Consider the following 11,692-nt stretch of genomic DNA (forward strand, 5'->3'; position numbering starts at 1 on the left):
TTGATCGGATTGCCCACAACCTCTCTCCTGAGAATCTTCCCTGATTCTTGCAGTATAAATGGCTACGTGACTTTTTCCATTGAGTCGGTTGTTGTTGGGGCTGACAGAGAATTCTTGTTGAAGGGTGTCATATTTCTGGCATAGCTCACCGTTCGCTACGGCACAAAGCACTGCTCACATGATTGCTGAGCAGCGCGGTTCGTGTTCAGTGGCGCTTGTGAGGTGAATCTTTGCGGGCAGGTTTTGATGGTTTGACAGATGACTTGCCGCTGGCTTCCTCTGGAGAATTAAACAACAGATAAAGCTCCATTAACACTTCGGGTATCTGGCTGCACATATCTTCAGTCAGCTTTTCATTTTCCAGAATCGCTTCAAACTCGGGCTCGTCGTCAAACAGTCCGGAGCCGAGCATGAGCGGGAGCAGCAATTCACTGACTTCCTGTTCATTTTCCTGGAACCACTTTTCTTCCGACATGATATGGGCCTGAATAAAACCGCAGCACCAGTCCATCAGGTTTTCATCATCCGGGTCGGCAAATTCCTCGCAGGAGAGCTCAAAGCCCTCTTCTTCATTGAACTGCCGATCAATCGCTCGTGACAACTGATCAAGAGCCTGTTCCAGCAGAACTGAATCTTCTCTGGAAAGCGTTACCAGAGTTCCAAAAAGAATCTCATTACGCTCATCAGTCTTTAAATTGAAAGGGATGATGGCCATGGCGGTATAAAAGCCATGGATGGCGTTGAAGGTAAAACCTTCCTCATCCGCATACCTGTTCAGCAGCGGCTCCAGAGTAGAACAGATGTCCTGCATTTAAAGAAAATCCGGTGTGAATTGAAGTTTGGAAGTTTACAGCAGTTTTCTGAAAGATTCCTGTTTATTCAAGGTTAAACTCTTTGAAGTCTTATGCTCGTTTGATGCTATACTGACCTGTCTTTTCTTATGTGATTAATCATTGTCGTTTAAATGTGCACTGGACTGTAATGACTGACCCTGCTCTGAATGTTCTGCAAAATACTTTCGGGTTCGAATCTTTCCGTGGTTTTCAGGGAGAGGTCATCAGGGAGATCACAGAAGGGCGTGATACGCTGGTTCTAATGCCTACCGGCGGTGGTAAATCACTTTGTTATCAGGTACCGGCTCTGGTTATGGCCGGTACGGCCATCGTTGTTTCTCCCCTGATTGCTTTGATGGAAGATCAGATCCGTAATCTCAAGCAGATAGGTATTCGAGCCGAAAGTTTGCACTCAGGCGTAGCCATGGAAGAGCACTATCGAATCGAACAGGAACTGTTTACCGGGCATCTTGATCTGCTCTATGTCGCTCCTGAGCGTCTGATGACTGAAATGATGTTGAGGAAGCTGGATCAGATACGAATTTCCCTTTTTGCCATTGACGAGGCTCACTGTGTGTCTCAATGGGGGCATGATTTCAGGCCCGAATATTTACAGCTCTCAGTACTGAAAACGCGCTTTCCAACCGTTCCCAGGGTTGCTCTCACCGCCACTGCAGACAAACGAACCCGTCAGGAAATCATCGACCGTCTGGGTCTGGAACAGGCCAGAGTGTTTGTCGACAGCTTTAACCGGGCCAATATTTTTTACCGAATCAGTCAGAAGAAGCAGGGTAAGCAACAGTTACTGCGATTTTTGGAAAAAGAGCATCCTGAAGATTCCGGCATTGTCTACTGTCTTTCAAGAAAGCGGGTGGAGGATACTGCTGCCTGGCTGAATGCCCAGGGTAGAAAAGCACTGCCTTATCACGGTGGTATGACGAACCCCGATCGCAAGAATAATCAACACCGTTTTCTCAACGAAGACGGCATGATCATTGTTGCGACACTGGCATTCGGCATGGGGATTGATAAGCCAGACGTTCGCTTTGTTGCTCATCTGGATCTGCCAAGGAGCATTGAAGCTTATTATCAGGAAACCGGTCGTGCCGGTCGTGATGGACTCCCGGCGACGGCCTGGATGGTTTATGGCCTGCAGGATGTCATGTTGCTGCGGCAGATCCAGTCAAATTCTACCGCTGCACCTGAAATTCAGCGAGTTGAGCAGCAGAAGCTGGAGGCCATGTTGTCTCTTTGTGAGGTGACCGGATGTCGCCGTCAGGTGTTGCTGGAATATTTTGATGAACCCCTGAAAGAGAAGTGTGGACACTGTGACCTATGTCTGGAGCCGGTGACGACCTGGGATGGCACGGAAGCAGCCAGAAAAGCACTCTCCTGTGTTTACCGGACAGGGCAGATGTTTGGTGTTTCTCATCTGGTTGACGTGCTGATGGGCAAAGAAACGGCCAAGGTCGACCAATTTGGTCACAGGCAGATAAGCACTTTTGGTATAGGCAGTGAGTTCAAACAGAGCGAGTGGCGTTCAATTTTTCGGCAATTGGTATCCAGAGGGTTTATAAATGTTGACGTAGAAGGGCACGGTGCACTCAAACTGAATGAAAATTGCCGTCCTCTGCTCAAAGGCACTGAGCGACTGTTACTCCGACAGGATCGCTTCGAGTACGCCAGCGAGAGAGCCGCACGCAAAACCCGAAATGTGGATCAGGGAAGAGTTATTATAGGCGACCATGATCGTCCATTATGGGAGGCTATGAGAGCCCGTCGTAAAGAACTGGCAGAAGAGCAGAGTGTCCCTGCTTATGTTATTTTCAATGACAAAACACTCTATGAAATGCTCAATGTTAAACCCACCAGTCTGGAGGCTTTGTCTCATATTTCCGGGGTGGGTGAATACAAGCTGGAGAAATATGGGCAAACTTTCGTTGAGTTGATATCCGGGTTTGTTGTTTCGACTGTTTGATTTGAGTATTTGTTTCTAAGCTTGAGCATGGGAGCTCGTCAAATGACGCTATGGGTTTTTTGCCAGCTTTAAACAGGTTCATATGTCTCATACCATTCATTTGCCGTGTCACAGAGAGCTCACAGTGAATAATCCAGACTTGCTGGATAACATTTGTGAAAATGAAGTGACCTTTTGTTATAACGGTTTGCATGACAATCCAATACCAGACAATTACCAGCTATTTACCAGTGAGTTTGATTTTGAGTTCAGTGCGACTTTGCTGGGTGATGGCTTTCAAATGCTGGCACAAACCACAGGGACGTTTGACAAGCCGGTCGATGTTGGTCGATGCCCGGATAACGACAGTAGTTATCGGATTTATGGGGAACAGCAGAGAAAGCGTTATTACAACTACCTGATTATTGAAGGTTCAGCGGAGTATACCTTGTTTGGTTTTACCCGCTGTTATCGCTATGCGGGCTACTTCGAAGTAGTCAATGGTGAGAGCGGTATTATGATATCGGCATGCATTGATGGGGAAGGAACTTCTCCTCGGGACTCTGGCAGCAAAGAGCTGGAGTCAGTCGTTGTGCTAAGTGGAGATTCTTTATCTCAGCTGTATCAACAATACGCAAAGTTGATCGCTCAGCATCACCCCGCAAGGGCAGGCGTCGGGCAACCAGCACCCATCGGCTGGTGCTCTTGGTATGCCTATTATGCTGATGTCACCGGAGACAACATTCGCCAGAATCTCAATCTAATGGCAGGTGATCTTGGTAGCCTGGAGTGGGTGCTGCTGGATGATGGTTATCAGGCGTTTATGGGCGACTGGTTGTCTCCTTCGGATAAATTTTCCGGAGGAGTGAAAGAATTAATTGCGGATATCAGGCGCAAAGGAAAAAAACCGGCGATTTGGCTTGCTCCTTTTATTGCTCAGCCTGAGTCGCAACTGTTTGAACAGAATCCATCATGGTTTGTCCGCCATCATAACGGTGATCTCCTCAAAGCCGAAGATGTGACGTACGGAGGCTGGCGTTGTACCCCTTGGTATGTACTGGATACATCCAACCCCGAAGTACTAGCTCATTTAACTCACCTGGTCAGAACCATGCGAGAAGAGTGGGGTGTCGAGCTGTTTAAACTCGATGCCAATTATTGGGGAGCGCTTAAAGGAAAACGTTATCAGAGAGGCGTCACCGGAGTGCAGGCTTACCGAATGGGGATGGAGGCAATAGCGGAAGGCGCTCAAAATGCTTTGTTACTCGGGTGTAACGCACCCATGTGGCCATCTCTGGGACTTGTAGATGCCATGAGAGTCTCTGACGATGTGGAGCGGAACGCTCAGCGGTTTGAGCAAATTGCAAAAGAAACCTTCTATCGTAGTTGGCAGCATCGTAAATTGTGGCAAATCGATCCTGATTGCGGCACATTTGTTTCGCTTGCTAATCAATCAACGGATCGTTGTAATTACGACTTTCATCGTAATGTCTTACTTGCCAGCGGTGGGCTTTTGCTTTCGGGCGATCCGCTGCCTGATCTCACTCCCTTTGCTAAAAAGACATTAAGCAAATTGATACTGCGCCATCGTTACAGTCAGGACGCCGCCCAATTTACTTCACTGTCTTTACATCATGCTTCTCTTGCTTTAACAGAGGGTAAAAAGCTGCACTGTTTATTCAACTACAACGAGAACGCCAGGGAGGTGGCATTGACCTCCGATCAGCCGGTGTATTGGCGCGATTATTGGACTGGCGAGAAGTTAACTGAAGAACCTGTTCAGAAGGTGATGGTAGCATTGGATGCCGGGTTAACCAGCCGTGCAATTATTGCTTCGTGATAAGAGAAGTTCCCTCTCAAAAAAGAGTGGTTTCACCACTCTTAAATTGCCACTGAAGTACAGGTTCTCAAACGCTGATTCTCTCAACGAACTTCAAAGGTTCCCGGCACTGGGTACAGAGATAGACGGTACCTTTTACTGCCCTGTTATGGCGGATGGTACTGAGTGGGATGGTCTTTCCTTTACAGCTGCAACTATACAAAAATGGCCTTTTACTGGTATTGCTGGTGTTGTAGCTGTGCGTTCTACGGGCCGGCAGTCTGAAAACCTCTTCCATAATCCATTGCCACTCCCTGCCATGGGGACGGATTTTTCTGCCAAACAGTTGGTGAGCAATGAGGTGTGCGACTTCATGGCCCACGGTATGCGTCAGAAAATGCTCCTGGTTTTCTTTAAATAGTTGCTTGTTGAGGCGTAACAGGTTTTTTTCTGTCCAAGCCTGACCGGCGGTTTCACCTCTTAAATTGAGGCTGATCTGTGGACGCGGAAATTGTTTAAGAAAGTGCCGCTCAGCCAGGCAGTAAAGCTCACTGACCCGTAACTCAATGGCAGGCAAATAGAGACATTGTGTATTCGACATAAACTAACTGATTTGAAAAACTTTCCAGAGGATAGATCAGGGAAATTGTATCTGTACAGCTTGCTTATTGGAATAATCAGACAGGGTTCAGGGCGTCGCTTCCAGATGATATGACTTAATTCATCTGGCCTGACGCTGAAGTTTTAGTGAGCTTGAATGTATTCAGGGCCTACACCCATGCCCCAGAAAATAACAGTGGTGATCATAATAGAGACCAAAACAACCAGCCCGATACAAAGCACTGAGCTGGCATAGACAAATCCCTGCTCTTTGGGTATTCGCATAAAGGTTGGCAGACCAGAATACAACATCCATGCAGAGCAGGAAGTGGCAATGGTGCCTGCGACGATAGTCAACCAGATAGAGGGATAAAGTCCGCAGAAGCCCGCCAGGAAGAGTGGTGCAGCTGTGTAGCAGCTAAATGCAACACTCTGTGTCATGGTGGGCTTGCTGCCAAAGGTTTCTGCCATCCATTGGATGAATGCACCCATAACAGCAACACCGGCCAGTATGGCCAGCCAGGCAAAAAATGCCATGTAAGCAGCACTGGCTTCTGTTAACTTGATGACCTGATCACTGCCGGGGACTGTCCAACCGGTTCGAGTCGTTCCCAGATAAGTACATATGGCTGGCAGGGCCGCCAGCCAGATGACCTGACCCAGGTAGAGGCGAAGAATACCGGGAGGGTGCTCTCGAATAATGCTCCACTCTTCTTCGGGACGAGAGAGAAGTCCCCAAAAATGACTTAATATCATGGTGCAACCTCCATTATGGCTGTACCAGTAGCTGGTAATCCTTACATTGAACTTTGTAATCAGCTACAAAACAGCGGCTAATATGTTGTTATTATTCACTGCGTCAGGCATCGGTTCTTCCTGTTCAACAGGATCGTTTGATAGCCTTGATTTCAGTGTCTAATTATTTCTAACACGATGTAAAGTAATATCGTCCAAAGGCAGGTTATTTATTGAATAATACGGCAATTATTTAGCACCTTATCAGCCACCTGATAGCTTAGGTCATGACAGGTTAGGTGGATCGTAAGGTCAGGGGGCTAGTATGATAGAACTCCGGAGTGATTAAATGCCTCTGAGGCGGTGCCGTTTTTGTTGAAGTATTGTGTGGAAAGAGTCGTTTTTGCCAAGCTGGCTCAGGAGTATTGCTAATACCATGATGAATAAAATTGATCGTTATTTTCTTTTGCTACTGGCGGGACTTGTCGCTCTGGCAAGCTGGTATAACAAAGATTTTCAGCCTGTTAAAGAGCCCGCAGTAGAACAGGTAAAAAAGATCAGCAAGGAGGAGGTTAAGAAAAAGGTTCAAAAGGATATTCCTGATTTTGCCTCCATCGAAGACGTCAACAAGAAGAAAAGTCACTTCTTTGGCTTCATCAAGCAAATGGTTGATGAAGAGAATGAGCGTCTGGCGGGTATCCGTCAGGAAATTAAAATGCTAAGAGACAAATCGACTCTGCATGAAGCCGAAGAAAAGTGGTTATTTGATATTGCCAGAAAATTCAGGGTGGATGAAGAGTTTAGAGTCAGTGATGATTTTTATGACGACCTGTTGAGTAGGGCGGATGAGATTCCGGTCTCTCTTGCTTTGGTGCAGGCAGCTAACGAGTCGGCCTGGGGGACTTCAAGGTTTGCCGTTGAAGCCAACAATTACTTTGGCCAGTGGTGTTTTACTCCGGGCTGTGGTGTTATTCCCGGTGAGCGTCCGGAAGGTGCGACTTACGAGGTCAGGAAGTTTTCTTCAATGGCTGCATCGGTTCGGTCTTACATGCACAATCTCAATACCAGCCATCATTATGAAGGTTTGAGGGAGCTGCGCTCAAAAAGAAGATCCATGGGGAAGCCAGTTACCGGTCCGATGCTGGCACATGGACTTCATGCCTATTCCTCAAGAGGGATCGATTACATAGAAGAGTTGATATTCATGATTGAGAGTAACGATTTACTAAAGTTCGATCTGGAAAAGCCTTTAACGGATCAGTATTAATTGATGGATGACTTTGGTAATAATGCATCTAATGATACTGCTAATGCCTCAGCAAACGACTCCCTCCGGTGCATACCGGAGGGATTGTATAAATAGCGAAGCACGCCATTGAAAACAGAAGATTGTTCAGTCAGGGGGGGCATGGGGCAGGATCAGGGGAATCCGTTATTACGGGAACTTTGCCAGTAAAAACTGTCCGATCTTGCCTGATAAGCCTAAAGGTTAATCAAATTTACAATGGAGGCTTGTTCAGGCTTTTCATCTTCATCGTTTTGATCCCTGAAGGTCAGAGGTACATCCACCGGGTCAAATGCTGTGTCACCCTCTTCAGCAGGCTGGCCATCCGCCACCAGATTTCTGAAATCAAATAATGAGCTGTCTGCCAGATGGGAGGGAGCTACGTTTCTCAGAGCTCTGAACATACTTTCCATTCTGCCGGGGAAGCGCTTGTCCCAATCAGTGAACATAGCTTTGATCGCTTGCCTCTGAAGGTTTTCCTGAGAGCCGCAGAGGTTACAGGGGATAATCGGAAATGCTTTGAACCCGGAGAAACGGATAATATCTCTTTCACGGCAGAAGGCCAGAGGGCGGATAACCGTGTGCTGACCGTCGTCACTAACCAGTTTGGGCGGCATGGCTTTCATCTTGCCGCCATAGAACATGTTCAGGAACAGAGTTTCTAAAATATCATCCCGGTGGTGGCCTAAGGCAATCTTGGTGGCTTTCAGCTCGCTGGCTGTGCGGTAGAGAATGCCCCGGCGCAGGCGTGAGCAGAGTGCGCACGTGGTTTTTCCTTCAGGCACCTTCTCTTTGACAATGGAGTAAGTATCTTCTTCGACAATGCGATACTCAACGCCCAGATTTTCAAGATAATCAGGCAGCACATGTTCAGGGAAGCCAGGCTGTTTTTGATCAAGGTTAACTGCGATAACGTCAAAATTGACCGGCGCATAGGTCTTCAGATTCAGCATAATGTCCAGCAGGGTATAGCTGTCCTTTCCCCCTGACAGACAGACCATGATGCGGTCACCATCCTCAATCATGTGGTATTCAGCGATGGCCTGACCAACCTCTCGTCTCAGGCGTTTCTGTAGCTTGTTGAAGTTGGTTTTTGCGCTTTTTGTCTGACTCTGCATTTTGGTTCTGTCTTGTCTCTCAAAGTACCCAACTTCATTTAAAGCCCGGAAAGGGGGCGGTTAAACCGGGTGACTTACAGCTCTGAATAATGGTCAAACGGGCAGGAACCCGAAAATTGAGGACATTATAATAAAAGGTTTAACGATAGGCATCAGGGATATCTCCCGAATTTCGCAGGGCTGCATGCGACTGTTGCGAATGAGCTGTCGAAATATAGTTAACTGTGGCTATGCTTAGCTAATGGACAGAATGCGAAGGGACATAGCATCCAGTCGTTTATACACACAATAATCGTCGACATTTATTCAGGGGATTTCCATGGCTGATTACGAGAAACTTAAAGTCTGGTTATTGTCTCGCAGAGATGAGTTGAATGTTCGTCTCGGAAACATCAGTAAAGATATGACTCGCAGGGCCAATGCCGATTGGTCAGAACAGGCGCAGGAGAGGGAAAATGATGAGGTTATTGACCAGCTGGGTAATGATGCCCGGGCTGAACTTAACCTGGTTAACAAAGCGCTGGATCGTATGAATCATGATGATTACGGCTTCTGCACCGGCTGTGGTGACAAAATCATTGAAGCCCGTCTGATCGCGATGCCATACGCCGATCTGTGTATTAAGTGTGCAGAAAAGCGCGATCGGGCCAGCTGACGTCATCAGCTCTGTAGGGGGCAATTTCGTTACGAATCTTGATTTAAAAGGGAGGGTGAGTACTCGCCAGCAGGTATGACCGCAAGCTTATTAACTCAAGCTGAATGATTCCCGCCTTTTCGAGAATGATGATCGAAGGAGTATCAATGCTTAAGTAACCTTGCGTTTACATACTTGCCAGTAAGAGAAATGGAGCACTGCATATTGGTGTAACCAGTCACCTGATTCAGAGGATATGGCAACGCAAAAACGACCTGGCTTCTGGTTTTACAGCAGAACATAACGTTCACATGCGGGTTTACTTTGGGCAGCGTGAAACGATGGAGTCCGCCGTCATCCGCGAAAAACAGCTGAAGAAATGGAATCGCCAGTGGAAGATTGATTTGATTGAAAAAGAAAACCCGCAATGGAATGACCTGTGGGATTATATTCAATGACCGTTTGCAACATCCCCCATTGTCTCGAAATTGTCCGCTACAGAGCAGCATCAGGGAGTCTTGACACTCTCTGATACTGACTCTTCTGTCTCAATTGAATTCGTTATTAAAGTCTTGTAGCTCGCCACAAAGCTCTCGATGGGGCCGGGGTGGTGACGGTGGTAGTAATTATGCCAAAGCTTACCCAGAGCATGGACATCATCATGGGGTACTTTGTGGATGGGTTTATTGGTTCGATAATAAATCATCCAGGCAATGGCTGTTGCGTAAGAGAGGTTGGTCGCTAATTCCAGGTGTGGATGAGCCAGAAATTCTCTCTGGCTGGCCAGCCCCCGGATCAAACTGGAAAGGTCGGCCTTCTTCGCCAGATAATGATCCCAGATGTTGCGATGCATTCTGGGCGAGATTTGAAATATCCCCAAAGCCTGATGGTGTTCTTGTTTAAGATGAAAACCCAGCCCGGATTCTCTGGCGGCAGTCCCCAGCAGCAGGTTTTCTGCAGTAGGGCTCCACATTCTTAAATGTTTCAGGGTAGGGCGAACAACGTAGTGGCGCAGCTCCTTTGCACAAATACCCATCGGGATTTCCTTTGCTTTAGAGCATTATTTTCATTATTCAGATTATCGTAGCACTCAAAAAAATCTGAAGTACAGCAAAATTTAACCAGGGAGCACTTCAGAGCATGAAAAACACAGCAGCACCTGAAGTTATTTCCGATAAAACCGAATATCAGGCCACCGTGGAAGGGGTAGAAGTGAGTTTGATGCAGATAGAGCAAATAAGGGGGGTTATTCCCCTTCAAATTCACACAGAGAGAAGACCGGAACTCCTGCTTCGTTCAATGTCTTTGAACCTCCAAGATCCGGAAGGTCCATGATGGCAGCCGCTTCCAGAATTTGTCCGCCGAGTTGTTTGACCAGATGACTGGCCGCAAGCAAAGTGCCGCCTGTTGCGATCAGGTCGTCGACCAGAATCACTTTATCACCTTTCTTAATGGTGTCTGAATGAACTTCCAGGGTCGCCGTACCGTATTCGAGCTCATAATCCCGGGCGACGGTATGGAAGGGCAGTTTCCCCTTTTTCCTGAATAAGACCAGTGGTTTGTTCAAAGCATACGACAGCGCAGAGCCCAACAGGAAACCCCGTGCATCAAGGGCACCGATCCGGTCAAACTCAACATTCATGTACCGATGAATGAGGCTGTCCATGACTGACCGCCAGGCTTTGGGGTTCTCGAAAAGCGTGGTAACGTCCCGAAAATAAATGCCAGGGTTTGGCCAGTCAGGAACGGTTCTAATCTGTGCTTTCAGATAAGCTTCATCAACGATCATTTTTTTGCCTTACTGTCCATTCCGGGCGAGCTTATGCGGTGGAGATAATCTGTTCCAAATCGACAGACTTTCCACCCGCCAGTGAGCATAATTGAACCGGGTCACGGATTTCAATCTCTTTGCCCACTGCGAAGATCAGGCCGTTTTTTTGAAATCGGGTAAATACCCGGCTAACGGTTTCTACAGCCAGTCCCAGGTAGTTGCCCATTTCGTTGCGGGACATGGACAGCCGGAATGACTGAGATGAGAACCCCCTGCGACGAAAACGACTGGCCAGATTGATCAGGAAAGTCGCAATCCTTTCATCGGCGTTCTTCTTGGACAGTAGCATCATCATCTGCTGATCTTCCCGGATTTTCTTGCTCATCAGGCGCATCATATGACGACGCAACTCTGGGAATCGGTCGGACAGGGTTTCTAGCTGATCAAAGGGGATCTCACAGATCATGGTGGTTTCCATAGCCTGTGCAGAGACAGGGTAGACGTCAGTATCCATACCACTCAGGCCCAGTATCTCGCTGGGAAGGTAGAAAGATGTGATCTGTTCCTCACCTTCGTTGGTGGCGGTATAGGTCTTAATGGCCCCGGAGCGGACAGCGAAGACGCTGGTAAAGGGGTCTCCTTCCAGGAACAGGTGTTCCCCCTTCTTGAGAGGGCGGCCTCGCTTGATGATGCGATCAAGCTGGTCAATGTCTTGTAGACTCAATGCCAGCGGCAGGCAGAGAGAGCTAAGACTACAGTCTCTGCAGGCCACATGGCCAGGCTGTCGTACATTGGGCTTTGACGTCATTGAGTGGCCTCAAAGTCGTATTGGCGAAATCGCTGCACATTCTATTGAAAATGTTATCTGAGTGTAAGTCTGTGCTTTCCGAGACTAAAGTGTAATTCCTTCATACTTAAGGTTTTTTTCGGAAAATGCTTA

General features: G+C 47.6%; 12 protein-coding genes. 5 read left to right on the top strand and 7 right to left on the bottom strand.

What is annotated here, in order from left to right:
• Positions 1-205: 205 nt before the first annotated feature.
• Positions 206-811, bottom strand: coding sequence for a YecA family protein (locus KDK18_RS03495; protein ID WP_257253246.1), 606 nt, complete (start codon positions 809-811; stop codon positions 206-208).
• Between the two features lie 170 nt (positions 812-981).
• Here KDK18_RS03495 and recQ point away from each other — a divergent pair, with 170 nt between their 5' ends.
• Positions 982-2,811, top strand: a complete 1,830-nt coding sequence (gene recQ, locus KDK18_RS03500) for a DNA helicase RecQ (protein ID WP_257253249.1) — start codon at positions 982-984, stop codon at positions 2,809-2,811.
• 139 nt (positions 2,812-2,950) lie between these two features.
• The gene (locus tag KDK18_RS03505; RefSeq protein WP_257253250.1) at positions 2,951-4,630 is read left to right on the top strand and encodes a glycoside hydrolase family 36 protein; all 1,680 of its coding nucleotides are present in this window, start codon (positions 2,951-2,953) and stop codon (positions 4,628-4,630) included.
• Between the two features lie 67 nt (positions 4,631-4,697).
• Here KDK18_RS03505 and KDK18_RS14620 read toward each other — a convergent pair whose 3' ends face one another.
• Positions 4,698-5,210 (bottom strand): SprT family zinc-dependent metalloprotease, encoded by a 513-nt coding sequence (locus KDK18_RS14620; RefSeq protein ID WP_257288636.1) that lies wholly within the window; start codon positions 5,208-5,210, stop codon positions 4,698-4,700.
• 143 nt (positions 5,211-5,353) lie between these two features.
• Positions 5,354-5,965, bottom strand: coding sequence for a Yip1 family protein (locus KDK18_RS03515; RefSeq protein WP_257253254.1), 612 nt, complete (start codon positions 5,963-5,965; stop codon positions 5,354-5,356).
• A 415-nt stretch (positions 5,966-6,380) separates the two neighbouring features.
• On the opposite strand from KDK18_RS03515, the gene KDK18_RS03520 reads away from it, so the two are divergent.
• Positions 6,381-7,211 (top strand): glucosaminidase domain-containing protein, encoded by an 831-nt coding sequence (locus KDK18_RS03520; RefSeq protein ID WP_257253255.1) that lies wholly within the window; start codon positions 6,381-6,383, stop codon positions 7,209-7,211.
• A 215-nt stretch (positions 7,212-7,426) separates the two neighbouring features.
• On the opposite strand, the gene ttcA is transcribed toward KDK18_RS03520, so the two are convergent.
• The gene (ttcA, locus tag KDK18_RS03525; protein ID WP_257253256.1) at positions 7,427-8,347 is read right to left on the bottom strand and encodes a tRNA 2-thiocytidine(32) synthetase TtcA; all 921 of its coding nucleotides are present in this window, start codon (positions 8,345-8,347) and stop codon (positions 7,427-7,429) included.
• A 319-nt stretch (positions 8,348-8,666) separates the two neighbouring features.
• Here ttcA and KDK18_RS03530 point away from each other — a divergent pair, with 319 nt between their 5' ends.
• Together KDK18_RS03530 and KDK18_RS03535 are read left to right on the top strand one after the other, a co-directional pair.
• A complete protein-coding gene (locus KDK18_RS03530) occupies positions 8,667-9,002 on the top strand; it encodes a TraR/DksA family transcriptional regulator (protein WP_257253257.1) in 336 nt (111 codons plus the stop codon).
• 170 nt (positions 9,003-9,172) lie between these two features.
• Complete coding sequence (locus tag KDK18_RS03535; protein WP_257253287.1) at positions 9,173-9,439, top strand: GIY-YIG nuclease family protein; 267 nt, start codon at positions 9,173-9,175, stop codon at positions 9,437-9,439.
• Positions 9,440-9,489: 50 nt separating this feature from the next.
• Here the strand turns inward: KDK18_RS03535 and KDK18_RS03540 are convergent, their stop codons facing one another.
• From KDK18_RS03540 to fnr, 3 genes are all read right to left on the bottom strand, one after another.
• Entirely contained in the window at positions 9,490-10,017 is a 528-nt protein-coding gene (locus KDK18_RS03540) for a hypothetical protein (RefSeq protein WP_257253258.1), read from the bottom strand.
• 210 nt (positions 10,018-10,227) lie between these two features.
• Positions 10,228-10,770 carry an adenine phosphoribosyltransferase gene (locus KDK18_RS03545; RefSeq protein WP_257253259.1) on the bottom strand — a complete coding sequence of 181 codons (543 nt, stop codon included), beginning with the start codon at positions 10,768-10,770 and terminating at the stop codon, positions 10,228-10,230.
• A gap of 31 nt (positions 10,771-10,801) precedes the next feature.
• Positions 10,802-11,560, bottom strand: coding sequence for a fumarate/nitrate reduction transcriptional regulator Fnr (fnr, locus tag KDK18_RS03550; protein ID WP_257253260.1), 759 nt, complete (start codon positions 11,558-11,560; stop codon positions 10,802-10,804).
• Positions 11,561-11,692 lie beyond the last annotated feature (132 nt).

The sequence above is a fragment of the Endozoicomonas sp. SESOKO3 genome (assembly GCF_024606255.1).

Bases quoted from the DNA above. Each gene is read 5' to 3' on its own strand.
- KDK18_RS03515 (WP_257253254.1), bottom strand. From the start codon at position 5,965: ATGATATTAAGTCATTTTTGGGGACTTCTCTCTCGTCCCGAAGAAGAG.
- KDK18_RS03530 (WP_257253257.1), top strand. From the start codon at position 8,667: ATGGCTGATTACGAGAAACTTAAAGTCTGGTTATTGTCTCGCAGAGAT.
- KDK18_RS14620 (WP_257288636.1), bottom strand. From the start codon at position 5,210: ATGTCGAATACACAATGTCTCTATTTGCCTGCCATTGAGTTACGGGTC.
- fnr (WP_257253260.1), bottom strand. From the start codon at position 11,560: ATGACGTCAAAGCCCAATGTACGACAGCCTGGCCATGTGGCCTGCAGA.
- KDK18_RS03495 (WP_257253246.1), bottom strand. From the start codon at position 811: ATGCAGGACATCTGTTCTACTCTGGAGCCGCTGCTGAACAGGTATGCG.
- KDK18_RS03540 (WP_257253258.1), bottom strand. From the start codon at position 10,017: ATGGGTATTTGTGCAAAGGAGCTGCGCCACTACGTTGTTCGCCCTACC.
- recQ (WP_257253249.1), top strand. From the start codon at position 982: ATGACTGACCCTGCTCTGAATGTTCTGCAAAATACTTTCGGGTTCGAA.
- KDK18_RS03520 (WP_257253255.1), top strand. From the start codon at position 6,381: ATGATGAATAAAATTGATCGTTATTTTCTTTTGCTACTGGCGGGACTT.
- KDK18_RS03545 (WP_257253259.1), bottom strand. From the start codon at position 10,770: ATGATCGTTGATGAAGCTTATCTGAAAGCACAGATTAGAACCGTTCCT.
- ttcA (WP_257253256.1), bottom strand. From the start codon at position 8,347: ATGCAGAGTCAGACAAAAAGCGCAAAAACCAACTTCAACAAGCTACAG.